The sequence below is a fragment of the Burkholderia sp. THE68 genome, from assembly GCF_009938265.1.
Lineage (GTDB): Bacteria > Pseudomonadota > Gammaproteobacteria > Burkholderiales > Burkholderiaceae > Caballeronia.
Map to the genome: position 1 here is coordinate 1,360,999 of NZ_AP022316.1, position 23,771 is coordinate 1,384,769.

General features: G+C 58.9%; 17 protein-coding genes and 2 pseudogenes. 12 read left to right on the forward strand and 7 right to left on the reverse strand.

Annotated elements, in window-relative coordinates; translation table 11 throughout:
- Positions 1 to 161: 161 nt before the first annotated feature.
- Positions 162 to 1,124, forward strand: a complete 963-nt coding sequence (gene ispH / locus BTHE68_RS19880) for a 4-hydroxy-3-methylbut-2-enyl diphosphate reductase (RefSeq protein ID WP_162067947.1) — start codon at positions 162 to 164, stop codon at positions 1,122 to 1,124.
- Positions 1,125 to 1,137: 13 nt separating this feature from the next.
- Positions 1,138 to 2,292, forward strand: a complete 1,155-nt coding sequence (hpnH, locus tag BTHE68_RS19885; RefSeq protein WP_162067948.1) for an adenosyl-hopene transferase HpnH — start codon at positions 1,138 to 1,140, stop codon at positions 2,290 to 2,292.
- 69 nt (positions 2,293 to 2,361) lie between these two features.
- On the opposite strand, the gene BTHE68_RS19890 is transcribed toward hpnH, so the two are convergent.
- The 4 genes from BTHE68_RS19890 to BTHE68_RS19905 form a co-directional block, all read right to left on the reverse strand.
- Complete coding sequence (locus BTHE68_RS19890) at positions 2,362 to 2,757, reverse strand: type II toxin-antitoxin system VapC family toxin (protein WP_162067949.1); 396 nt, start codon at positions 2,755 to 2,757, stop codon at positions 2,362 to 2,364.
- Complete coding sequence (locus BTHE68_RS19895; RefSeq protein ID WP_502710593.1) at positions 2,754 to 2,993, reverse strand: type II toxin-antitoxin system Phd/YefM family antitoxin; 240 nt, start codon at positions 2,991 to 2,993, stop codon at positions 2,754 to 2,756. Before BTHE68_RS19895 ends, BTHE68_RS19890 begins: the two co-directional genes overlap by 4 nt.
- Before the next feature lie 140 nt (positions 2,994 to 3,133).
- On the reverse strand, positions 3,134 to 3,328 hold the full coding sequence (locus BTHE68_RS19900; protein ID WP_162067950.1) for a YbdD/YjiX family protein: 195 nt from the start codon (positions 3,326 to 3,328) through the stop codon (positions 3,134 to 3,136).
- Positions 3,329 to 3,354: 26 nt separating this feature from the next.
- Complete coding sequence (locus tag BTHE68_RS19905; RefSeq protein ID WP_162067951.1) at positions 3,355 to 5,439, reverse strand: carbon starvation CstA family protein; 2,085 nt, start codon at positions 5,437 to 5,439, stop codon at positions 3,355 to 3,357.
- 167 nt (positions 5,440 to 5,606) lie between these two features.
- On the opposite strand from BTHE68_RS19905, the gene BTHE68_RS19910 reads away from it, so the two are divergent.
- Positions 5,607 to 7,034 (forward strand): cache domain-containing protein, encoded by a 1,428-nt coding sequence (locus BTHE68_RS19910; protein ID WP_162067952.1) that lies wholly within the window; start codon positions 5,607 to 5,609, stop codon positions 7,032 to 7,034.
- Positions 7,024 to 7,662 (forward strand): response regulator, encoded by a 639-nt coding sequence (locus BTHE68_RS19915; protein WP_061175029.1) that lies wholly within the window; start codon positions 7,024 to 7,026, stop codon positions 7,660 to 7,662. The genes BTHE68_RS19910 and BTHE68_RS19915 overlap by 11 nt, the downstream gene beginning before the upstream one ends.
- A gap of 6 nt (positions 7,663 to 7,668) precedes the next feature.
- On the opposite strand, the gene BTHE68_RS19920 is transcribed toward BTHE68_RS19915, so the two are convergent.
- Positions 7,669 to 8,286 (reverse strand): MlaC/ttg2D family ABC transporter substrate-binding protein, encoded by a 618-nt coding sequence (locus tag BTHE68_RS19920; RefSeq protein ID WP_162067953.1) that lies wholly within the window; start codon positions 8,284 to 8,286, stop codon positions 7,669 to 7,671.
- A 268-nt stretch (positions 8,287 to 8,554) separates the two neighbouring features.
- On the opposite strand from BTHE68_RS19920, the gene hpnN reads away from it, so the two are divergent.
- On the forward strand, positions 8,555 to 11,215 hold the full coding sequence (hpnN, locus tag BTHE68_RS19925; RefSeq protein ID WP_162067954.1) for a hopanoid transporter HpnN: 2,661 nt from the start codon (positions 8,555 to 8,557) through the stop codon (positions 11,213 to 11,215).
- Positions 11,216 to 11,262: 47 nt separating this feature from the next.
- Positions 11,263 to 12,177, forward strand: a complete 915-nt coding sequence (locus BTHE68_RS19930) for an MlaA family lipoprotein (protein ID WP_232077972.1) — start codon at positions 11,263 to 11,265, stop codon at positions 12,175 to 12,177.
- Positions 12,178 to 12,231: 54 nt separating this feature from the next.
- On the opposite strand, the gene BTHE68_RS19935 is transcribed toward BTHE68_RS19930, so the two are convergent.
- On the reverse strand, positions 12,232 to 12,711 hold the full coding sequence (locus BTHE68_RS19935; RefSeq protein WP_502710594.1) for an acyl-CoA thioesterase: 480 nt from the start codon (positions 12,709 to 12,711) through the stop codon (positions 12,232 to 12,234).
- 550 nt (positions 12,712 to 13,261) lie between these two features.
- Here BTHE68_RS19935 and BTHE68_RS19940 point away from each other — a divergent pair.
- The 6 genes and pseudogenes from BTHE68_RS19940 to BTHE68_RS19965 form a co-directional block, all read left to right on the forward strand.
- Entirely contained in the window at positions 13,262 to 15,451 is a 2,190-nt protein-coding gene (locus tag BTHE68_RS19940) for a hypothetical protein (RefSeq protein ID WP_162067956.1), read from the forward strand.
- Positions 15,452 to 15,460: 9 nt separating this feature from the next.
- Entirely contained in the window at positions 15,461 to 17,611 is a 2,151-nt protein-coding gene (locus BTHE68_RS19945) for a hypothetical protein (protein WP_162067957.1), read from the forward strand.
- A 24-nt stretch (positions 17,612 to 17,635) separates the two neighbouring features.
- Positions 17,636 to 18,193 (forward strand): hypothetical protein, encoded by a 558-nt coding sequence (locus tag BTHE68_RS19950; protein ID WP_162067958.1) that lies wholly within the window; start codon positions 17,636 to 17,638, stop codon positions 18,191 to 18,193.
- Complete coding sequence (locus BTHE68_RS19955) at positions 18,147 to 19,748, forward strand: site-specific integrase (RefSeq protein ID WP_162067959.1); 1,602 nt, start codon at positions 18,147 to 18,149, stop codon at positions 19,746 to 19,748. The genes BTHE68_RS19950 and BTHE68_RS19955 overlap by 47 nt, the downstream gene beginning before the upstream one ends.
- A gap of 1,113 nt (positions 19,749 to 20,861) precedes the next feature.
- Positions 20,862 to 21,197 (forward strand): annotated as a pseudogene (locus BTHE68_RS36885) (manganese transporter); the annotation flags it as partial.
- A 311-nt stretch (positions 21,198 to 21,508) separates the two neighbouring features.
- Positions 21,509 to 22,199 (forward strand): annotated as a pseudogene (locus BTHE68_RS19965) (MgtC/SapB family protein); the annotation flags it as partial.
- 296 nt (positions 22,200 to 22,495) lie between these two features.
- On the opposite strand, the gene BTHE68_RS19970 reads toward BTHE68_RS19965, so the two are convergent.
- The gene (locus tag BTHE68_RS19970) at positions 22,496 to 23,701 is read right to left on the reverse strand and encodes an MFS transporter (RefSeq protein ID WP_162067960.1); all 1,206 of its coding nucleotides are present in this window, start codon (positions 23,699 to 23,701) and stop codon (positions 22,496 to 22,498) included.
- Between the last annotated feature and the right edge of the window lie 70 nt (positions 23,702 to 23,771).

Here is a 23,771-nt window from a genome sequence, read left to right on the forward strand (position 1 = left end):
CTTCGGCGCGCAGACCGCGTACATCGTGTCGTTTTTTCCGGTCTGCTTTCCCTGGCCTCGCGCGGACGTCTTCAAAACACCGTTCGGGCCGCGTCATCGGGAAAGTGCGAGCTTCGCGCCGGCTAACCCCGAAACCCGCGTCAGTCGGAGTTCGTTCGAATATGCGTATCATCCTTGCTCAACCCCGCGGCTTTTGTGCGGGCGTGGTCCGTGCGATCGAAATCGTCGATCGGGCCCTCGAACGGCATGGCGCACCGGTCTATGTGCGTCATGAGATCGTTCATAACCGTCATGTCGTCGACAATCTTCGGAGCAAGGGCGCGCGTTTCGTCGACGAACTCGATGAAGTGCCGCACGGCGCGGTAGCGATTTTCAGCGCGCACGGCGTGGCGCGCAGCGTCGAAAAAGATGCGCAGACGCGTGGCCTCGATGTGCTGGACGCCACCTGCCCGCTCGTCACGAAAGTTCATGTGCAGGGGCGCCAGTATGTGGCGCAAGGGCGCACGCTGATTCTGATCGGCCACGCGGGCCATCCTGAAGTGGAAGGCACGATCGGGCAGATTCCCGGCGTCGTCGTGCTGGTGCAGAGCGAAGCCGAAGTGGAGAAGATGACGCTCGCGCCCGATACTCCCGTCGCCTACGTCACGCAGACCACGCTGTCGGTCGACGACACGCGGGGCATCATCGACGCGTTGCAGCGCCGCTTCACCGATATCGTCGGGCCGGATACCCGCGACATCTGTTACGCGACGCAAAACCGCCAGGCCGCCGTGCGCGAGCTGTCGAGTCAGGTGGACGTGCTGCTCGTGGTCGGCGCGACCAATAGTTCCAATTCGAACCGCCTGCGGGAGATCGGCGCCGAGAGCGGCGTACCGAGCTACCTCGTCGCGGACGGTTCAGAGATCAAGCCGGAATGGTTTGCCAGGGTGCAGACGGTCGGCATCACCGCAGGCGCCTCGGCGCCCGAGGAAATGGTCAAACATGTGATCGATGCCCTGCGCGCGTTCGGAAACGTCGAAGTCACGACGATGAACGGCCGCGAGGAAAAGGTCGAATTCAAACTCCCCGCGAAACTGATTCAGCCGGTGGCCGCCGTTGCGGCAGCCGCGATTCGCGAAGAATAAGGAGAGGACGCAATTGTCTATCCCGATGCTCCAGAAGGCGCGCGTTGGCGCCTATATCTTCAAACAACATTTCTCGGGCAACAAGCGCTACCCGCTCGCGCTGATGCTGGAACCGCTGTTCCGCTGCAATCTGGCGTGTAACGGCTGCGGCAAGATCGATTACCCGGACCCGATCCTGAACCAGCGCCTGTCGCTGGAAGAATGTCTCGGCGCGGTTGACGAATGCGGCGCGCCGGTCGTTTCGATCGCAGGCGGCGAGCCGCTGTTGCACAAGGAAATGCCGCAGATCGTGAAGGGCATCATGGCGCGCAAGAAGTTCGTGTATCTCTGCACGAACGCGCTGCTGATGGAAAAGAAGATGGACGACTACGAGCCGAGCCCGTACTTCGTCTGGTCTGTGCACCTCGACGGCGACCGCGAGGCGCACGATCACTCGGTTTCGCAGCCGGGCACCTACGACAAGGCCGTCGCGGCCATCAAGGAAGCGAAGCGTCGTGGCTTTCGCGTGAACATCAACTGCACGCTGTTCAACGACGCAGAACCCGAACGCGTGGCGAAGTTCTTCGACACGCTCGGACCCATCGGCGTGGATGGCATCACGGTTTCGCCGGGCTATGCATACGAGCGCGCGCCTGACCAGCAGCACTTTCTCAACCGCGACAAGACGAAGAATCTGTTCCGCGAAATCTTCAAGCGCGGCAACAACGGCAAGAACTGGTCGTTCAGCCAGTCGACGCTGTTCCTCGACTTCCTGGCGGGCAACCAGACCTATCAGTGCACGCCGTGGGGCAACCCGGCGCGCACCGTGTTCGGCTGGCAAAAGCCCTGCTATCTGGTCGGCGAAGGTTACGTAAAGACCTTCAAGGAACTGATGGAAACCACCGACTGGGACAAGTACGGCACGGGCAAGTATGAGAAGTGCGCGGACTGCATGGTCCATTGCGGCTTCGAGGCAACGGCCGTGATGGACACGGTGGCGCATCCGCTGAAGGCCGCGAGGATCGCGCTTTCGGGTCCGCGCACGACGGGCGCCTTCGCGAAGGATCTGCCGATCGACAAGCAGCGTCCGGCCGAATTCGTGTTCTCGAAGCACGTGGAGATCAAGCTGGAAGAGATCGGCCGCATGCAGAAGAACAAGGGCGCGAAGACGGCGGCGGCGGTGAATTGAGCGCGCGTTGACGAAACAGGAATGCGAAGGGCGGATGGCTTAGGGTCATCCGCCCTTTTTGTTTTCCAGCTACCAGATCGTCCTGACGTGCTCGTATTTGCGAATCAGACGATCCCTTGTCACCAGGGGCGCCGATAGCGCCCGCGCCGTAGCGACGATCACGCGATCCGCAGGATCATTGTGAAAGTCCCCGGGCAGTTCGATCGATCGGATGGCGATGCTGCTGTCCACCGGCATGAATCGCACGGCGTCGATTCGACCGACCCGTTCGACCCAGTCGCTGACGTCCATCGACAGTCGTATCTTGCCTCTGCTCACCAGCAAGGCAATTTCCCACGCACTCATGGCGGAAACGACGATCTCTCCGTCCTCGCCCGATTCCTCCGCGATGGCAGCGCGCGCCTGCTTGCCGAGCGCCCCGCCGCCGATCCACCATAGGAGCGTGTGCGTGTCCAGCACGATCATCGATACGCCTCCCAGTCTTCCGCGCCGAGCGGCTCGAATGCGTCTTCGCAAAACAGCACGCTTCCGCGCAGTTCTTCCAGCGGCGTCAGCGATGAACCCTCGTAGCGCCGGATTTCAAGCACGGGCTTTCCATGGTCTGTCACGATCATATGTTCTCCTGTCGATTCCACGAGACGAAAATATTCAAGCGCTTTAGCCTTGAACTCCGATTTCGAAACTCGCTTGACAGTCATGATAGCGCCCATAGTCATTTTCAAGTAGTCATTTTACCCTCGTCCGGATGGAATAGGCAAAACCGACATTTCCGCGCGCCCATAAAAAAACGCGACGGCTCTCACCGTCGCGTCCCTGTCACCTGCCGCTATACCGCTTCAACTCAGCAGCACTTCCCCGCTCCCGATCCGTACCTCGCTTCCTGCCGCTCGCGAAAAAACTCCGCGTAGCTCATCGGTGGCTTGTCGGGATGCGTCGTCTGCATGTGCGTGACGTACGCGTCGTAGTCCGGCATCCCGACCATCAGGCGCATCGCCTGGCCGAGATACCGCCCTGCTTGCTGAAGATCGCTGAACATCGCTTGCTCCTTTTTCCGGCAAAGACTCAATGTCCCGAACGAACCGCCGCGCTCGCGCCGGCGGGCATCGCTTCGAACGGCGTCTCGCGCACCGTCGGCTTGGTTTCGCGACGCGCGCGCAACACCGCCAGCACGCCATACACCGCGATGCTCACGACGACGAAAATGAACAGCCCGGCAAGCGCCGCATCGACGTAATCGTTGAAGATAATGCGCTGCATCTCCGCCAGCGACTTCGCCGGCGCCATCACCTTGCCCGCGTCGTACGCTTCCTTCAGCTTGCCCGCGTGCGCGAGGAAGCCGACCTTCGGACTTGCGTCGAAAATCTTCTGCCAGCCGGCCGTCAACGTGCAGATGAGCAGCCAGATCGTCGGCACGAGCGTGACCCATGCGTAGCGCTCGCGCTTCATCTTGAACAGCACGACGGTGCCGAGCATCAGCGCGATGCCCGCGAGCATCTGGTTCGAGATACCGAAGAGCGGCCACAGCGTGTTGATGCCGCCGAACGGATCGACCACGCCCTGATACAGGAAGTAGCCCCACGCGGCGACACACAGACCCGTCGCGACGAGATTGGCCGGCAGCGACTCCGTGCGGCGCAGCGCCGGATGGAACGTGCCGAGCAGATCCTGCAGCATGAAGCGGCCTGCGCGCGTGCCCGCGTCGACGGCGGTCAGGATGAAGAGCGCCTCGAACAGAATCGCGAAGTGATACCAGAACGCCATCATCGCCGGGCCGCCGATCACCTGGTGAAGGATGTGCGCCATGCCGACTGCGAGGGTCGGCGCACCGCCCGCCCGCGCGATGATGGTCGTCTCGCCGACCGCTTTCGCCGTCGACGTCAGCATGTCCGGCGTCAGCACGAAGCCCCAGCCCGTCACGGTCTGCGCGACCGCTTCGGGCGTCGAGCCGAGCAGCGCGGCGGGGCTGTTCATCGCGAAGTACACGCCCGGCTCGATCACGCAGGCGGCGACGAGTGCCATCATCGCGACGAACGATTCCATCAGCATCGCGCCGTAACCGATGAAGCGCATATTGACTTCGTTGTCGATCATCTTGGGCGTGGTACCCGACGAGATCAGCGCGTGGAAGCCCGACACCGCGCCGCACGCGATCGTGATGAAGAGGAACGGGAACAGGTTGCCCGACCAGACCGGCCCGCTGCCGTCGACGAACTTCGTGAAGGCCGGCATCTTGAGCTCGGGCGCGACGATCAGAATGCCGATCGCGAGGCCGAGGATGGTGCCGATCTTGAGGAACGTCGAAAGATAGTCGCGCGGCGCGAGCAGCAGCCACACCGGCAGCACCGAGGCGACGAACCCGTAGCCGATCAGAATCCACACGAGCTGCACGCCGGTGAACGTGAAGTACGGCGCGAGCGTCGCCGACTCGGCGACCTGGCCGCCGTAGACGATCGCGAGCATCAGGCCGACGAAGCCGATGATCGACACCTCGCCGATGCGCCCCGGACGGATGTAACGCGTATAAACGCCCATGAAGAGCGCGATCGGAATCGTCGCCGCGACGGTGAACGTGCCCCACGGCGAATTCGTCAGCGCCTTCACGACGATCAGCGCGAGCACCGCGAGAATGATCACCATGATGAGGAACGCGCCGAACAGCGCGATCACGCCGGGCACGGTGCCCAGTTCCATCTTGATGAGATCGCCGAGCGAGCGGCCGTCGCGGCGCGTCGAGATGAACAGGATGACGAAATCCTGCACCGCGCCCGCGAACACCACGCCGCCGAGAATCCACAGCATGCCGGGCGTGTAGCCCATCTGCGCGGCCAGCACCGGGCCGACGAGCGGTCCCGCGCCGGCGATCGCCGCGAAGTGATGGCCGAACAGCACGTACTTGTTGGTCGGCACGTAGTCGAGGCCGTCGTTGTGACGCACGGCCGGCGTCATGCGCAGGCCGTCGAGCTGCAGCACCTTGCCCGCGATGAAGCGCGAATAGAAGCGGTAAGCGATGAGATAGACGCAGACCGATGCGATGACGATCCACAGTGCGCTGATACTCTCGCCGTGGGCGAGTGCGATGGTGCCGAATGCGAACGCGCCCAGCAGCGCGAGCGCGATCCAGACCAGGAATCCGGAAGCCCGATTCATGGCGTCTCCTTGAATGTTATTGCCCTTGGGGTAAGCCCTTGGTGCCGTCTCATGCGCCGCGACGACGCATTGGGCGGTAGTATTCGCCTTCGCCCGAGCGCTTACAAGCGCACAACTACGTAACCGAACTACGTAGAATCACGTAGCAAGAATCGCTTCATGAGCCGATGAATCTCAAGGCAAAGATCTTTCTGCTGGCGATCGTGCCGTTCGCGCTGGCGATCGGCGGGATCACTTACGGCGTGCGCCAGCAGGCTGAAACACTCGCGCAGGCCCAGCACGACACCACGCAGGCCGCGTACATGTCGAGCAAGGAGATCGAGCTGCGGCATTACGTCGAGATCGCCAAGAGCGCGATCGCGCCGTACTACGACGCCCCCGCCGACGATCCGCGCAGCGACGACGAACGCCGCCGCCTCGCGCTCGACGCGCTGCATCGGCTCGATTTCGGCCAGGACGGCTACTTTTTCGTCTACACGATGCGCGGCACGTCGCTGATGCATCCGCGCCAGCCCGATCTCGTCGGGCGCGATCTCTGGCTGATGCGCGATCCGAACGGCGCGCTGACCATCCAGGAACTCATCAGGCAGGCGTCGCAAGGCGGCGGCTACGTGCGCTATGTGTGGCGGCGGCCATCCACCGGACTGCTCGCGCCGAAGCTCGGCTACGTCGTGCCGCTGCCGCGCTGGGGCTGGATGATGGGCACGGGCATCTATCTGGAGGATGTCGAAACGACGCTCGCGCGCATCGATTCGCAGGCGGCAGTCAACATCGAGCGCACGCTGATGTGGATCGGCGCGATCGCGCTGGCCGGGCTCGCGATCATCGCGGTATGCGCGGCGGTGCTCAACATCAGCGAGCATCGCAGCGCGGACGCGAAACTGAAACTGCTCGCGCGGCAAGTGGTGGATTCGCAGGAGCAGGAGCGCGCGCGCCTGTCGCGGGAACTGCACGACGGCATCAGCCAGATGCTGGTTTCGGTGAAGCTGCTGCTCGAATCGGCGCTCGCGCGTTTCGAACGCGGCGCGGCGCGCGAGCCGACCGCCGAAGCCGCGCTCGCGACGAGCCTCGGACGCCTGTCCGGCACGCTGCGCGAAGTGCGCCGCATCTCGCACGCGCTGCGTCCCGCGATGCTCGACGATCTCGGCCTCGCCGCCGCGCTCGGTCAGCTCGCGCGCGAACTCGACGGCCAGGACGGCACCGAAGTGCGCTTCGAATCGATGGCCGACGGCAAGCCTTGTGCGGCGCAGCGCGCGACGCTGCCCGACCCTGTCAACACCGTGCTGTTTCGCATCGCGCAGGAAGCGCTGACCAACATCGCGCGGCACGCGCAGGCGACGCGCGCGGCGATCACGCTGGATATCGCGACGCACGCCGTCACGCTCGACGTCACCGACAACGGCCGCGGCTTCGACGCGCACACCGCCATCACCGATCCGGCGAGCGGCGTCGGCCTGCGCAACATGCGCGAGCGGCTCGACACGCTCGGCGGCACGCTCGCGGTCAGCTCGCAGCTCGGCCGCACGTCGATCACCGCGTGCGTGCCGTTGCCGCTCGCCGCGCCCAACCTCCATGGACATATCGATGAGCGCTGAACCGGTCCGTATCATTCTCGTCGACGATCATCCGCTCGTGCGCGACGGCCTGCGCGCACGTCTCGATTCCGTGCCGCATCTGCGCGTGATCGGCGAGGCGGGCAATGCGAAGGAAGCGCTCGCGCTCGCCGCCGACGAATCGAACCCGCCCGATCTCGCGTTGATGGACGTCGGCATGGCGGGCATGAGCGGCATCGAACTGGCGACGCTCTTTCATGAGCGTTTTCCCGGCATCCGCGTGCTGATGCTGTCGATGCACGACAACGTGGAGTATGTGAAGCAGGCGGTGCGCGCGGGCGCGAGCGGCTATGTGCTGAAGGATTCGCCCGCCGCCGAGATCATCCAGGCGATCGACGCGGTGCTCGCCGGCAAGACCTTCTTCAGCGCGGGGCTGGCCGCGCGCATGATTCAGGCACAGTCGATGCAGACCCCGCTCGAACGCCTGACACCGCGCGAGCTCGAAATCCTCGATGCGCTGGCCGAGGGCTTATCGAGCAAGCAGATCGCGCAGCAACATGGGCTGTCGGTACGCACGGTGGAAACGCACCGGCTGAATTTGAAGCGCAAACTCGATATCGACGGTCAGGCCGAGCTGATCAAGTTCGCGGTGGAGCACCGCCGAACCTGAACCGGCTCATCCCGCCGAACGGGCGTTGTGCTCGGACAGGAACTTGATGAGGCCATCGACGCCGCCTTTCTGCAACTGACCTGCGAACTGTTGCTGATAGACCTGGATGAGCCACGCGCCCATCATGTCGATGTCGTAGATTTTCCAGCCCTGCGGCGTCTTTTGCAGGCGGTAGCGCACGGGATTGTCGCCGCCGGTGGAGATGACGTGCGATTCGACGACCACGTCCTTCGTGTTGGCGTCGACGTTGGGCGCGTCGAACTTGAACTTCACGTCCTGATCGCGCAACTGCGCGAGCGATGCCGCATAAGTACGCACCAGCAGCGTCTGGAACTGGTCGTAAAGCTGCTTCTGCTGCTCGGGCGTGGCGCTCGCCCACGCCTTGCCGACCGCGATGCGCGTCGTGCGCTGAAAATCGGTGGCGGGCAAGAAGCGCGTCTCGACGAGCTGCGTGATTTTCGTCATGTCGCCGCCGCGCGCCTGCGGGTCGGCCTTCATCGCGGTGACGGTGCCCTCGACCGCGCTCTTCACGACGGCATCGGGACTTGTTTGTGCGAGTGCCTCGCCTGCGAAAAACATCGAGGCGAGGAGGAAAGCGAAGCAAACGGAAATATAGCGTTTCATGGCACCCGTTCTCTGATCAGGTTTGGTGGCGCGGGTTGTGCGAATCATGCGGCCATCGGAGGTTGCAAGGGCGGCCGCATGGCTGCGGGTCAGTATACCGACACCGCAGCGCCGCAACAGTTCAAGCACGGAGTGTTCCGGCGCGCCCGCTATACTTGCGCGGCACACCGCGTGGTCTTGCGGACAGGATTCGGAATCCGGCGGTCGGCATCATGCAACTCGCGCGTTCGCACGCGCAAAAATAACAGGACACACAGGTAGCGTCTTCATGCTGACGTCCAACATTACCCGCTTCGTTACGCTCGCCATTCGCCGACCGGCGTGGATTATCGCCGTTTCGCTCGTGCTCGGCGTGCTCTCCACGATTTATGTCGTCCATCATTTCCGCATCAGCACCGACGTCAGCCAGCTGATCGAAACCGAACCCGAGTGGGCGGCGCGCAGCAAGGCCATCGACGAAGCCTTTCCGCAGCGCGGCGCGACGCTGCTGATCGTCGTGGAAGCGCCCGCGCAGGAATTCGCCGACGCCGCCGCGAACGAACTCGCCGCCGCGCTCGCAAAGGAGCCGGAACGCTTCAAGTCGGTGTCGCAGCCCGCGGGCGGCGCGTTCTTCGAACACAACGGCCTGCTCTATCTGCCGACGGAGAAAGTCGGGCAGGTCACGAAACAGCTCGTGCAGGCGCGCCCGCTGATCAACACGCTCGCGCACGATCCGACGCTCACTGGCCTCGCGCAGACGCTCAACACCACGCTCAATCTGCCGTTGACGCTCGGGCAGGTGAATCTCGGCCAGATGGCCGGCCTGCTCGGCAGGAGCGCCACCGTGCTGGACCGCGTGCTCGCGAATCAGCCGGCGGCGTTCTCGTGGCGCGATCTGGCGGACGCATCCAAGGGCGACAAACCCGGCCGCGCGTTCGTCACCGTGTTGCCGGAGCTGAACTTCAATGCGCTAAAGGCGGCGGCGGGCACATCGGAAGAGATTCGCGCGAAGGCATCCGAAATCGGCATCGACCAAAAATATGGCGCGACGCTGCATCTGACCGGCGCACAGCCGCTCGCCGACGAGGAATTCGCGTCCGTGCAGGACGGCGCCGTGCTCAACGGCGTGCTCACGTTTCTCGTCGTGCTGATGATCCTCTGGGTCGCGCTGCGCTCGAAGCGCATGATCCTCGCGGTGTTCATCACGCTGTTCGTCGGGCTCGCGATCACCACCGCGCTCGGCCTCATGATGGTTCACGCGCTCAACATGATCTCGGTCGCGTTCATGGTGCTGTTCGTGGGTCTCGGCGTGGACTTCGGCATTCAGTTCGGCGTGAAGTATCGCGAGGAACGCTACAAGCACAAGCGGCTCGACGTGTCGCTCGCGGAAACCGCGCGCCATGTCGCCGTGCCGCTCACGCTCGCCGCCGCCGCGACCGCCGCGAGCTTCTTCTCGTTTTTGCCGACCGCGTATCGCGGCGTGTCGGAGCTCGGGCTGATCGCGGGCGTCGGCATGTTCGTCGCGTATGCGACCAACATGACGCTGCTGCCCGCGCTCATCAAGGTGTTCGCACCGCCGGGCGAAGCGCGTTCGCCGGGTTTTCCGATGCTCGCGCCCGTCGATGAATTTCTCGACAGGCATCGCAAGCCGGTTCTGATCGGCACGCTCGTCGTCGTGATCGGCGCGCTGCCGCTGCTGTTCGATCTGCGCTTCGACTTCAATCCGCTGCATCTGAAAGACCCGCACACCGAGTCGATGGCGACGCTCACCTCGCTGCGCGATTCGCCGGAAGGCGCGGTGAACGACGTCGCCGTGCTCGCGCCCTCGCTCGCGGACGCGGACCGCATCGCGGCGAAGCTCGAAAAGCTGCCGGAAGTCGATCGCGCGACGACGCTCTCCTCGCTGATCCCCGCCGATCAGCCGAAGAAACTCGAACTCATCAAGGCGGCGGCCGATCAACTGCTGCCCGCGCTCGATCAGCCGACGGCGTCGCCGGTGACGGACGAAGTGCGCGTCGCGGCGCTCAGGCGCGTGTCGAACCAGCTCTCGCTCGCCGCCGACGAACATCCCGGCCCCGGCGACAAGGAAGCCAAACATCTGTCGCAGACGCTCGCGAAGCTGGCGCAGGCCGACGCCGCCACGCGCGAGCGCGCCGAGCACGCGATGGCCGCGCCGCTGCGAATCGCGCTCGCGCAATTGCGCGCGCTGCTCACGCCGGGCGAAATCACGCGCGCGACGCTGCCGCCGCAGATGGTCGCGTCGTTCGTGACGCCGCAGGGTCAGGCGCTCGTCGATGTATCGCCGAAGATTCCGCCCGGCGTCGATCCCAACGACGACAACCTGCTCGCCCGCTTCGCCGACGCCGTGCAGAAAGCCGAGCCCAATGCGATCGGCGGGCCGATCTCCGTGCGTCATTCGGCCGAGACCATCATCAAGGCGTTCGAACAGGCCGCGCTCTATTCGCTCATCGCGATCGCGGTGCTGCTGTGGCTCGCGCTGCGCCGTTTTGGCGACGTTCTGAGAACTTTGGTACCTTTGCTCGTTTCCGCGATCGTCACGCTCGAACTGTGCGTCGTCTTCCGGATGCCGCTCAACTTCGCGAACATCATCGCGTTGCCGCTCATGCTGGGCGTCGGCGTCGCGTTCAAGATCTATTTCGTGATGGCGTGGCGTTCCGGCCAGACGCGCTTGCTACAGTCGAGCCTCACGCATGCCGTTATGTTCAGTGCGGCCACGACCGCGACCGCGTTCGGCAGCCTGTGGTTCTCGCATCATCCCGGCACGTCCAGCATGGGCCGGCTTCTGGCGCTGTCGCTCTTTTGCACGCTGATCGGCGCCGTGGTGTTCCAGCCCGTTCTGATGGGCAAGCCGCGCAGGGTGCGCGCGGCGGACCGGGCGAAGCTGCGGGCGGCGCAACGACATGACAACTTACGAGGAATTGAAGAATGAAGTTGGGATCGGCGGCGCTGTCCGCTCGTGCAGTGCGTAGCTTGGGAATGAGTGTGGTGATCGCGGGCGCGCTCGCCACCGCGGGATGCGCGACCGGCCCGGACCGCAATCCGAAAGACCCGCTCGAGCCGATGAACCGCAAGATCTTCACGTTCAACGACACGCTCGATACCTACGTCGCGAAGCCTGTCGCGCAGTTCTACGTCGATTACACGCCGAGTCCGTTTCGCACCGCGGTCAGCAATTTCTTCTCGAATCTCGGCGATTTCTCCAACTTCGCGAACAACCTGCTGCAACTGAAGATCACCGACGCGACGCAGGATCTGATGCGTATCGCGATGAACTCGGTGTTCGGCATCGGCGGCCTGATCGATATCGCCTCGCCGGCCGGCTTGCCGAAGCATCATCAGGACTTCGGCCTGACGCTCGGGCATTACGGCATGCCGTCGGGGCCGTATCTGGTGCTGCCGCTGCTCGGCCCGAGCTCGGTCCGCGATTCGACGACGTGGCTGGTCGACTGGCGTGTGAATCCGCTGAGTTACTCGGATCCGGATATTCGCTGGCCGTTGTTCGTCGTGAACTTCGTGAGCGCGCGCGCGGATCTGATCGGCGCGACCGATCTGCTTTCGGCGGCCGCGCTGGACAAATACGCGTTCGTGCGCGACGCGTACACGCAGCGGCGTCAATACTTGCTGACAGGCGGCGGCGCGGCCTCGCTCCCCGATTACGGCGACGATAACGCGGCGGAACCGGATGGCGCGAGCGCGCCGGGCGCGACGGGTGGCGGCAGCAAAGAGCAAGGCCTGCCGACGTATGTGGATCCCGGCGCGGCGGCGTCGCCTGCGGGCGGTGTCGGCGGGAAATCGCCCGCGCCGGAAGAGAATGCGCCTAAGAGCAAGCCGTCGCCGAGTTCGAGCGAGGGACAGGGCTTGCCGCAATATGAGGATCCTGCGGCGAAGTAAGCGGGTTCGGGGTCGGTCTGGAAGGGAAACGGGCGCGTGAGCGCCCGTTTTGGTTTAGTGTGCGGCTTCTTCAGCCTCTTCCTCGACCAGATCATCGCCCGACATCTTCGGCGCTTCGACCGCGCCCTGATCGCGGCGATACGCCTCGAACAGTTCATCGGCGTAGCGAATCTGCGTGCGGCCGTGCGGCGCGGGCTCGCCCTGCTCGCTCAGATTCACGAACACCATCTTCTCGACGGTCAGAATGCTCTTGCGAGTGATCTTGTTGCGCACTTCCGCGCGCAGCGTGATCGACGTGCGGCCGAAATGCGTCGCGGTGATCCCCAGTTCGATGATGTCGCCCTGACGCGCCGAGCTCACGAAGTTGATTTCCGACATGAACTTGGTGACGACGCGCTGATTGCCGAGTTGCGAGATCGCGTAGATCGCGGCTTCTTCGTCGATCCAGCGCAGCAGGCTGCCGCCGAACAGAAGGAAATTTTCTGTACTACCATTTTCGTCAAAACCTCCTAATCTGAAGCCTGACGGGACTATGCGCTCGTAAATCCGGCGGCACAAATTGACGATTTCACCATACGAAACCAACTGGACAGTGGCAGGATGCCTCGAGCTTAGGGACGCCTTGATGGCGCCTGACGTGACCATGATGTTGCCGGAGAACAGAGGCACAAAAAGTATCTCGCCCGCCTATTTACTTTTTACATCGCGCCACCGTTTTAATAGACAAATATTTTCGCCGAGGATTTTCCGCAACCACAAACGGCAAAAGTAAACGCCACCTGTCTAAATGAGGCTCGAGATGTTTCCTTGGAAACCTAGCCGTCGACACACGGACACGACTTTTCCGACTTGGAGCCGGAGATGCGGCTCTGGGCTAACCATGCGCCAGCCGTTCATTCAGGACTTACTCGCTCGCCGAACCGATGCAATTTGCAATCTCACCAACCGGTCGTTTCGTATCGAGGCGCCGCAACAGAGCTGGAGACGAAGCTCCGTTGTCGAAGAGTGTGTCGCTCTCACAATGTGGTCGTCATCTCGCTTAACTGGCTAGTCGGAGAGACTTCACCTCAGGCGAATATTGACAATGGGCTTCTATCAAGGTGACGACGGTGAATTTTACGGAGCCTGGGTTGAATCGTCAGGGCTGCCTCACACCACATACCTTGGCCATTTCTTTACGGACCGTTCCGAAACCAAGGTTTTGCTTGACGCTCTGGAGCAAAAGGTTTTCTTCAGTGAGAGCTATTCCGTGCATCGCCAAGAGCTCACCACTCTCAGTAAGGTCGGAACGTACTTTCGCGCTCTGAAAATCGAGCGACTTCCACGGGAATGGTCAGAATGGCAAAAGCTGGTCGACGACACTTTTGAGTATCACTTTCTGCAGGATGACTACACCGTTCGTACGCTTACCGATGATTGGACAAACAAAATCAAGCCAATCTTCGAGCACTTACGTTCCATCGCAGGTTTAATTCCTGTTCGAGTCCAGATTCCTCCGCGAAAGAGCTTTCGGGTAACACGGAAACAAGGCGTTAGGCACGATACGGTAATTGATGGCACGTGGCGCGAAGTCTCAGGGAATGAAAATGTGCGTAAAGTGTGCGCCCAATTACTGAACCTGGACACCAGTCGAACAGACCCAGAGTACCTAGAGGGGTATCGCAATTCGCTGACACGAGCACGCTCCGCTCTGGAGACGGACGCGCGAAATTATCTTGATTCGATTGCTGCGCATTCTGAATGCGGCCGGCGGCTAGCCAGTTTGTGCAGCGTAGCCGATGCTCAAAAACTTAGAGCGAGTTACACAAATCAGTCGACTACCCGGGGCTCTGGCTACCACGTAATGAGAAAGGTACTGGAGCCCAACACCGTGATTTGTGAAACAGAGGAGTCTCTAGCGAGAATACTTCGACTTTACGAGACAAGCGAATTTATAAAGAAAGCAAACAGTAGGACTGCAGACATCAAGAATGTTGCGGTGAGGGATGTCGGAGATTGGGTAGGTGATGACGGAAGTAAGCGATTTCGTAGAACTGCAGAAAAAGATTGGCAATACAACATCGGCGAAACATTTGACAGCGACAGTATGTTACCAAACTGGAACTCTGTGATTTTTCCAGTTACAGTGCCAGCCGGGCCTACCCCTGAATTTCCTTTCGTTCGCAGGTTTCAATGGTTGATGGGGTATTTAACTCCTGCAGACTTAGCGATTTTTCACCTTTACATAACGCTTCGAAACCCTGTCTTCAATCCAGTTCCTCTGTTCGACGCAGAAATAAAGGACAAACGTGGTCGCTCTAGGTTTTCACTAACGATAGGTGGTGAATCGTTCGAGGTAGATAAAAAGCGAATTCCCGCACTCAAAAAAAGCTCGCTCGACGCCGAAAGCGTGTTCGCCATAAACCTCCTGCTGAAGATGACCAACGTGCCGCGAACGGCACTGGCCCACGACCATCCGCTCAAAAACAGACTGTTTTTCTATCATGACGAGCTTGGACCGCGACCATGTCACTACGCGTCGTTGTACGCATTTGATGCTAGGAACACCCGCTACTTCATGCCGCGCTCTATTGCAGCTGGCGTAATACCAAAAAACATATCTCCCATGCGACTTCGGAGGTCGACTGCCGTTCTCGAATGGCTGCGGACAGGCTCCGTATCACAGGCAGCCCGCAAAATCGGAAACACCACTAAGGTTGTTCTCAGAAATTACATACCTCCAGCCTTAGTCGCGGCTTGGAATGCGCGGCTCACGCGACGCTTCCAAAACCTTACCATTCTCGTCGCAGCGAGCAAGGAGGAATATCTACTCGCCAGCACCGACTTCTCATCTCTCGATGATATGAAGCGTTTCATCGAGGACATGCTGCATCAGCATGCGCACTCCAGCAGTCAACTTGCCAGAATGCTGCACGAGCGCTTTGCGCACCCTGAGGAAAATGATTCGGAATTTGCTGACGCGACGTTACCGAGTAGCTTGCTTGTTCCAATTGATGCCCAGCGGCTGTCAATTCTGTATACGTTTCGCGACCATCACTATGCCAAAGGAATCTTTGATTCCGAGACGTTCGCTCCGGGTTCTCAGGTCATACCGAACGCAACGTTGGTCGACTTGGCAGACTTGCTCACCACAAAGCTTCCTGAACATCAGGACCCCGCTCTTCGCGCGGCACATTGGGAGGCCGAAAAGTTAGTGCCCCATCTAGCAACCGAACTGCGGAACGGGTCCATCGTGACCATCCGCCCTATGGGCGATGCCAGCATAGAACTCTAAGGGCAGAAGATGACAAGCCGCGCCGAAATAATAGAGAACATTCTCAGCGAAGTGCGTGACAGGCGTACGAATGTCACTAGGAGTTGGAAGGCAACATGGCTGCTGAGCTCCATCACAGCGACTAAATGGCTTATAAGAAAGAAGGGAACAACCTTGGTCGATGGGGAATGGGTAAATGCGTTGGTAATTAACTGGACCGACCGACTGCCGGACGGGTCCTGTCTCAATGATATACAGAACCGGCTTTATTTAGAAACAGTTCAAAAACTAGCGTTTCTTTTACGTGAAGAAGCGTGCGACATTCGCTCAAGCTTCACATTTATTTCATACGTAAGCGTACTCAAGGCACTCACACAGTGGGTGTTCCGTGATTCTCAAAAATTTAGGCCAACAACCTCTGGCCTGCAACTGCTGGATGAAAGGGCCGTACTTTTGTTTGCGAAGAAATATATTTCTGGCGGCCTGTTTGCTACAGGTGACTACGCAAACCGCTTTCTTAAGCGTCTCGCTCCAGACGGCTTTCTTAGATGGAAAAGCGATACCACCTCAGCGGACGCTTCTTTCCATCTACCGCCTTATCTAGTCACCGAAGTAACGGCACGGCTTTCGGAAAATGACTTCTATCGTGTAACTCGTGGCCGGGGTCCGACGCGTGGTCTGCGATATGTCAACCGCAATAAGTTATGCGAGCTCTTACAGACCGATTTAACCATGTTCACTAGTGCCAAAGCGACCACATTTTTCCGTCAATTCGAGCCAGATTATTCCGCTAAGTTCCCAAAATTGGCTGTGAGAACCGCAGACCTGTTTTGCAAATGTATTTCGCACCGAACCCCATTAATCGATGAATCAATTAAGCGGACGGCCGGCCATTCGCAGATAGCAACGATGGTGTCTGTCATAGTGGGGCTGCAGCGAGTCAGCAATGAGATTCCCCTAAGTATTCCCTCCTTTCTGAGCTCGAATGAAAAATCCGGGCTGGGGTCGCTCTACATTCTGGCGCATCCCAACGGACACACTCCGTGGATGCCACTCGAAACCTCAATGGAATACCTTAACGAGTCGTTGCGATGGGTTGTTAGCTACGGTCAAGTGTTCGTGGATTTTTACGTTAAATCAATGCTTCATTTCAAAGCTGAAGGGTGGTTGAGCAACTCAAATCGCACCGATAGTGAGCACAAATGTAAATTGAGAGAAAGTTGGTTTTTTGCAAACTTGCCTACGAAGCTGATTCCACTTGGGCTAACGGGTTGGCAAATAAACACAGGCCCTGGAATTCCTCGCAATAATAGATTTTCGTTTTCCGAAGCGATGAACGTCTTGGTCGGTGCTGCTACGTATTTAATCACGAACCTCGCGCCATCTCGAGTGACAGAAATCGCGCATCTCGAAAGAGCCTGCCTTTCCTTCAAGGATGGCGATGGATTCTGGCTTGGGAAGCGTCGTGGCAAAAATGTAGAGCGCGACCAATACGGCTCAATGACCGTTCCCGTTCCACGGGCAGTGGCACTTGCGATAGGTCTACTCGGCGACCTAGGCGAAAAGTCTCGTTCATTCGTTTCGAACTATCGCGACAGTTTTGAAAGATATTTGTTTTATCTGCCTCAATTCATGAATAAAACGATTCCGTCAATGAAGGTCAGAGAAAAACACGATTTCAACTTCGCGCTTGACCAATTCGCCGACTACGTCGACCTACCAACAGACGAATACGGACGGAGATGGTATCCACGTATTCACGAAAATCGCAAATCATTTCTTTTGACACTGATTTGGTCCTTTAAGTACGCTGCGCTAGACACGGCACGTATGCTGGCTGGCCATACCGACATTAACCATATCCTCGCCTATATCAAGGCGAACTTCCCTGGCGAGGAAATTTCCGAGCTTGAAGCTGACTATCTGGCCGAGACTCTATGGGACTTCGGCGTCTCGCATAAGCGTGACACGTACGATGTGCAAAACATAAGCGCTCTCTATCGACGGGTATGTGGACACTTTAAAGTACGAGAAGTAAGCGAGATTTCTCATAAGGACCTCAAGGATTATTTGGACCTAACCTTGTCAGAGGGAAGCTACGTAATTGATGTTGTAGATATAGTAACCAAGACTGGCAAACATACCATTGCTCTTAAGGTTCGATTCACAAGAGCGAAATAGTGCACTTTAATGGAGAGGTAGTCTATGGCAACCAATGCTAGTGAGAGGAAGCATCGGCCATCCCCAAGGGCCGTCAACAGTCTCCGAAATCTTTGGACTCAGATGCTTGGAGTTCGAAATTCTCCTGATTTCTCATCCGCCCCCGGTCTACGGGAAGCATGTGCAACTCAAGAAAGGCTAGCGAAGTTTGAATGCAGAGATGCGCAAATATTTCCTCTAGCCTTAAATACATTTAAGTTAGCAGCAGAGATTGCAGTCGAGAAGGGTGGATGGGAAAGTTTTAATCAGTTGCGTCGGGAAGTGTATGCTAGTTCCCTCCCAACCCTCCAAGCAAACAGAAAGGTGAAACGCAGCCTAGGAAGGCAAGTTAATAGTCTGCGCTTCGAAATTCAAGAGTTGAGGGAAATGAATCAAAATCTTTTGCGAGGGCGCGCGGTATTAATCAGTGCATACTTCGATGCCGTCAAGACATTGCGCGGGTTTCAAGGAAATTCTCCAGAAATAACAGAAAAGCTTCGCGAACACGAAGCAAGATTTGACATCCGAAGGCAAATCGGCGAAGCGGACGTCAGAAATGATTAATCGAATACAATCAAACGCCCCCACCCATACCGAAATCACTGAAACTCAGCTTTTCACAGTTATACGGGATGTGGAGATTCCTGTCGAGCCTTATTACGACAACGAGACTGGAATTTACGCGCCTTCCAATATGGAAACGATGCCGGCAATGGTGTTCATGCAATGGCCTGGTGGTTTCCCATGTATAGAACTGGAACTGTATATGCTGTGGCTCAAGGAAACCGGTTCACGACTTGACCATCGCGGCGGTTCGATACGACAAGAAGCCGTAAAGCTATCCCATCTTGTTCGTTACTGTCACAACCATAGGGTCAATTTTTGGGAGTTGAAAACCAATGATTTCTCACAGTTCATCTTCGACCTGGTGAAAGAAAGAACTAGGGACGGGAAAAAACCTCGCGAGGCTAATCAGGTTATCGAAATATCGGATTCCTGCGTGCGCTTTCTTATGTGGCTACAAGACTACTTACTTCCTCACCGGAGAATTGTTGACCTGGCGAATAGACCTCATCAGATAGAACTTATTTTAAGAACAGTCACAGATAAGCGAAATATTATTCACAGCAGTTTCCATTTCAAAAAAAACCCGAACCCCTCTTCTCGCCAACTCAAGAAACCAATGCCGAAGGAAAGCATTGGAAAATTATTCAACGTGGTGGTTGAACGAAGTTTCCACAAAAACACCCATCCAAGATATGCGAGAATATTCAGAGACGAGGAGCATCTAAAAGCACACCTAGAGTTTCAACGAAAAACTTGGGAGGCCATACTTACCGTTCTCTCGGTCGTTGGATGCCGTCCAGCTGAGCTAGAGGAGATGAGACTAAGTGACAACCTTGAATCTCTGACCTATCAAAAATGCATAGTGCTGTCGACGAAGAAGCGGGAACCAGGGGCTACGCGCAAGATTCCCATAATAATGAACCTAGTGATTCGGTTACGTTTATATATCAAGGCTCGTGGAGATTATCTAGATTACTTGCGGATAAGAGGAAGTCCAGAACCGGGAGACGCGTTTTTCATCAACGTCTCGGGGCTCCCCATGACTAAAGAGGCGCTAACTCAAGGATTTCGTCGCCTCAGATTGCAGGCTGGAATTGCTGAGCGCACGTGCATGAGCATGTTTCGACATCGCGCCATCACCACGTTGGTGGCGATTCATCTAAAGGAATTCGTCAGCTCGCGCTCCGATGTGGTTATTCACGCAATGAACGACAGTGACTACTCGACTATTCTCGCGAAGGTTGCGTCCATCACCGGCCATAAAAACCCGGAGAGTTTGCGAGCTTATATTGACCTAGCATGGGATGAACTGGGTAGATTCGATGCGGTGAACGCCGCGATTACATTGAATACTTTGATGGTTACTGTGCTTCATGAGCTTGCACCTGGCCTAGAGAATCTACAGAGTTGCTCGCTCGATGAAAAGGAAGCGTGGTTCAGAGACCGCGAAAAATGGTTTAGACTCGTGACCGACGACATCAAAGAGTCCGTGGAGGTTTTCCGTTACCTGAAGGTCGACACGAAGATTCAACGCGAGTTGGGTATCGAGTAGCGTCTCCGTCATTACTCTGAGTTGACCTGCCCCCGGCTTTAGTCCGAACTGCAGTTAGAGTCCGAGGTTAAAAACTGCTGCTTTGCATCGTGCGCCCGGGCGAACTGGACCGGCGTCAGGTAACTGAGTGAACTATGAGGCCGCTCGTGTTGTACTCGATACGCCATTGCTCAATCAGCCGCTTGGCGTGGCGCATTGAGACGAACCAGTGCTCGACAACGGGTCGGAGTTCGCTGGTATGGCGCACTTGCTGTACTCGTAAGCCCGGCAGCGAAGTATCAACCTCGATGGCCAGGCACTCGCGCGTGTAGTCGTCGAATCGAGTCCGCGCCGACATTGGCGAACCGGTCCTTCAACAGGTGCTATCGCTCGGCAAGCGACATGTCGATGTTTACATTGAACCGCTGCAAACAGGCTTGGGCCTCGGCCTGGTCAGCCTGTACGTCCGGCGAGCAAGCCGGATACAACTCGCCTGCAAGCCGTAACGCCAACGAGAAGCTTGGGGCCTGACGGCGAAATTGAAGCCTGCATGGCGGCGTGAAACGCAACGCTGACGTCAGGGCCTCGACAAACGAAAACCGAAAAAGAAAAGCCCGCGCGAACGCAGGCTTGAATCCAGGTCGGTTTAAACATGGAGGAGACGAAACCAGTACAAACCCTTACCGTGGGTTTGCAACTGGCAATTTGCCTCTCTCTTGAGCCTTGCACAAGGGAAGCGTCGCTATTTTTAATTACTCGGCGACGGCGGTACTTCGGCACCGCGCTAGGAAATGTTCATATCAGCACCGGAGATGAAGACGCTGAGGTTTTCGTGTGCTGCGTCGGCATTGACGAACGTTTCACGTCGAAAGCGTTCCGAACGCACACGGCGGAATGGCGTGGTCGGTCCTGAGGACGGCGTTTCAGACGTTTGGCGCCGGCAAGACGCCAAGCAACTTCTCAACGGCCAAACCAATGGAGAGCAATCTTTTACCACTCCCCACCGGCCCGTCTAGCGCCAGGCCCACCCGGAGACCTGATGTAGTTTGCCCAGCCGGTACGGTAATCCCAGGAATGCCGGTGATGCTACCGGGGTGGCGTTGTAAATGAACTTGCCGAATTCGTCGACCTGAGGTCCGCCTGTCCATCATCCTGACCGCCTCGGTCGTCTATCCGGACATCACGGGTGAAACGATTCTGGAAACGCTTGCGGGCGGCACGCTTCTCGCCGTCTTCGGCTACGCCGCAACGGTGGTCATTCGCAGGCTTCGTCGTGAAACGGCAGACGGCGCAGTACAGGCGTATCCGGCAGGCGTGCGTGATACGTGGCGCATGCCGCCGCTGGACGAACTGCCAGCTCCGAACCTCACGCTCGCGAAGCGTGCCTGGATGGGCGTGCTGCGCGCCTATCTGCTGCTGGCCGTTGGGCTGGTTGTTCTGAAGGTCGTGCAGATGACGTTCCTGAAATAAAGCTGATACCGGCGCGGTCGTGAGTCCCCGTTCTTCGCTCACGCGCCGTGCCCGCCTGTCCGCTACCCGACGGCCACGCCATCAAGCGCGGAAGGTCGACGTCATGTGCCGGATACGAACGCTCCTCTCACGCACGGTGCGCCTTAAGGGCACCGGACACGCGGCCAGACGGCGCGCGGCCGGCGGACTCTACAGGGCACAAGCCAGCCACCCTCAGGCAATGGGTTGCGGGTGAGCCCCGACTGCGTATACCGCTCCCACACGATTGACAGGCTGGGGGCGCGCCCGCCACACGAAACGAACAGGCAAACATGACGCTGGACTTTGCTTTAAGGCTGCTCGCTGCATTTGCGTGTGGGGTGGTCATTGGGCTTGAGCGGCAGATGCGTCAACGGACAGCGGGATTGCGTACTATTACGCTCGTTGCCAGCGGTGCCTGCCAGTTCGTCACCCTAGGGGTGCTGACTGGAAACGGAACGACCGGAGTAACGCAAATCGCCGCCTATGTCGTGTCTGGTGTCGGCTTCCTCGGCGACGGCGTCATCATGCGTGACAAGGGTTCGATACAAGGCGTCAACACGGCCGCCACGCTCTGGTGTTTCAGCCGCCGTCGGCGTGTTATGCGGCGCGGGACACTTTGGCCCTGCCGCCGCGGGAACCGCTGTCGTGCTGCTCACGAACACTGTCCTGCGCGAAGTCAGCCGTGCAATCAATACAGCTCCGGTGTCGGCCGCTGACCTTGTGCGGGAATACTCCCTGACGGTGGTCTGCCGCGAAGCCGACGAAATCCATATCCGCGCATTACTGTCCAATTCGATGTCCTCGGCGCCGCTGTCGTTCCAGAGTCTGACCAGCCGCGACTACGAGGACGACCCGAATCGTATCGAGGTGACGGCGACACTCAAGCTACACCCGAAGGACCAGTCCAGGCTTGAGACCATCGCCAGCCGCCTGAGCATGGAGAAGGGTGTGTCGAGCGTCAGCTGGGGCTCGAAGCAGAGCCCACGCCGGAATAAACCTGCGCGCCGCTCACGCCGTATTCACGAGACGCTGCTAGATGGCTTGACACGCCTGGCCTGTCCATTTTATGTTGCGGCATCAGCGCTCTTGCATCCGCGGGGGACGACTGGATGTCATCTGGCGATTCTGGACGAAAGGCGCTGGACGACACACAGGCCGGAACCGAGAAAAATGCTCGGCGAGTGAAGAGCAGACCGTTCGTGCGATTGCGACTACGCGTCTGTGAACACCGGAAACCCGCAGAACACGCACCTTTCGCATCCCGAGAACTTACTGCTTCAGGCGCGCGCGGTTGTCGCTGGCCGCCGTACGAACAACAGCAACGCAATGGTCAGGGCGCAGAAACCTGCTCCCGCGTAAAACGTAGCCGCCGCACCCAGGCGGTCCCACAAGGCGCCGGCGATAACACTGGACACAAGCGTAACGACGCCGCCAAGCAGGTTGAAGAAGCCAAACGCGGTACCGCGAAGTTGTGCAGGCGCGGTATGAGCAACCATCGTGGCCAGCAACCCCTGCGTCATTCCCATGTGCAGACCCCACAGCGCGACACCCACAAGCACAACGCTCCAGTGCGTGCCGTGCGCGAGGACCACGTCCGACGCAATCAGAATAACAAGGCCAGCGACCAGCAATCGGGTGTGGCTCATCGCGTCCGCCAGTTTCCCGAACGGATAGGCCGAGAGAGCGTACACGACGTTCATCGCGACCATCACGAGCGGAACCAGCGCAATCGGCACGCCACTTCCCATGGCGCGCAACACAAGGAATGCTTCGCTGAACCGGGCCAGTGCGAATACACCACCCACGACGACAACCCACCAGTAGCGCGTGCCGAGCTGCCTGAGACTGTCCCAGTGAATCGGATTAACGCGCTTCGCGCTCGGGTCTCGCGCCGGCTCATCGATGCCAAATGTCAGCAGGGCGACGGCGAGCAGGCCGGGAATGACAGCAAGCCAGAAAGCAAGCCGGAAGTTATCTGCCCACACCAGCATGATGACGACGGCCAGCAGCGGCCCGAGGAACGCGCCGACGGTGTCAAGCGACTGGCGAAGCCCGAATGCCGCACCACGCAGTTGGGAAGGCGTGACATCAGCCACGAGCGCATCGCGTGGCGCGCCTCTGATGCCTTTGCCCACCCGGTCCATGACGCGTGCGGTGACTACGATTCCGATAGTCGGCGCGACAGCGAAAAGCGGTTTGCTAAGCGCACCCAGTCCATACCCAGCAACTGCGAGCCATTTCCGGTTGCCGAGATAGTCGCTGAGAGTTCCGGAGAACACCTTGATGATAGGGGCTGTGGCCTCGGCGACGCCTTCGATGAGACCAATCGTCGTCGCACTGGCGCCGAGACTCGCCATAAGGAACATGGGCAGCAGACTATGGATGATTTCGGATGAGACATCCATGAACAGGCTGACGCAGCCAAGGACCCAGACACTGCGTGGAATTTGCCGTAGAACACTGACCCGCTGGTCTGTCTGCATGAAATCCATACTCCCCAATGAGCCGGTGCGATTGTGCCGCGTGGAAGATTGAAGCTAGTTATCAATATGA

Bases quoted from the DNA above. Each gene is read 5' to 3' on its own strand.
- BTHE68_RS19970 (WP_162067960.1), bottom strand. From the start codon at position 23,701: ATGCAGACAGACCAGCGGGTCAGTGTTCTACGGCAAATTCCACGCAGT.
- BTHE68_RS19890 (WP_162067949.1), bottom strand. From the start codon at position 2,757: ATGATCGTGCTGGACACGCACACGCTCCTATGGTGGATCGGCGGCGGG.
- BTHE68_RS19905 (WP_162067951.1), bottom strand. From the start codon at position 5,439: ATGAATCGGGCTTCCGGATTCCTGGTCTGGATCGCGCTCGCGCTGCTG.
- BTHE68_RS19930 (WP_232077972.1), top strand. From the start codon at position 11,263: ATGAGTGTGGTGATCGCGGGCGCGCTCGCCACCGCGGGATGCGCGACC.
- BTHE68_RS19940 (WP_162067956.1), top strand. From the start codon at position 13,262: ATGGGCTTCTATCAAGGTGACGACGGTGAATTTTACGGAGCCTGGGTT.
- BTHE68_RS19945 (WP_162067957.1), top strand. From the start codon at position 15,461: ATGACAAGCCGCGCCGAAATAATAGAGAACATTCTCAGCGAAGTGCGT.
- ispH (WP_162067947.1), top strand. From the start codon at position 162: ATGCGTATCATCCTTGCTCAACCCCGCGGCTTTTGTGCGGGCGTGGTC.
- BTHE68_RS19900 (WP_162067950.1), bottom strand. From the start codon at position 3,328: ATGTTCAGCGATCTTCAGCAAGCAGGGCGGTATCTCGGCCAGGCGATG.
- BTHE68_RS19915 (WP_061175029.1), top strand. From the start codon at position 7,024: ATGAGCGCTGAACCGGTCCGTATCATTCTCGTCGACGATCATCCGCTC.
- BTHE68_RS19920 (WP_162067953.1), bottom strand. From the start codon at position 8,286: ATGAAACGCTATATTTCCGTTTGCTTCGCTTTCCTCCTCGCCTCGATG.
- hpnN (WP_162067954.1), top strand. From the start codon at position 8,555: ATGCTGACGTCCAACATTACCCGCTTCGTTACGCTCGCCATTCGCCGA.
- BTHE68_RS19910 (WP_162067952.1), top strand. From the start codon at position 5,607: ATGAATCTCAAGGCAAAGATCTTTCTGCTGGCGATCGTGCCGTTCGCG.
- BTHE68_RS19950 (WP_162067958.1), top strand. From the start codon at position 17,636: ATGGCAACCAATGCTAGTGAGAGGAAGCATCGGCCATCCCCAAGGGCC.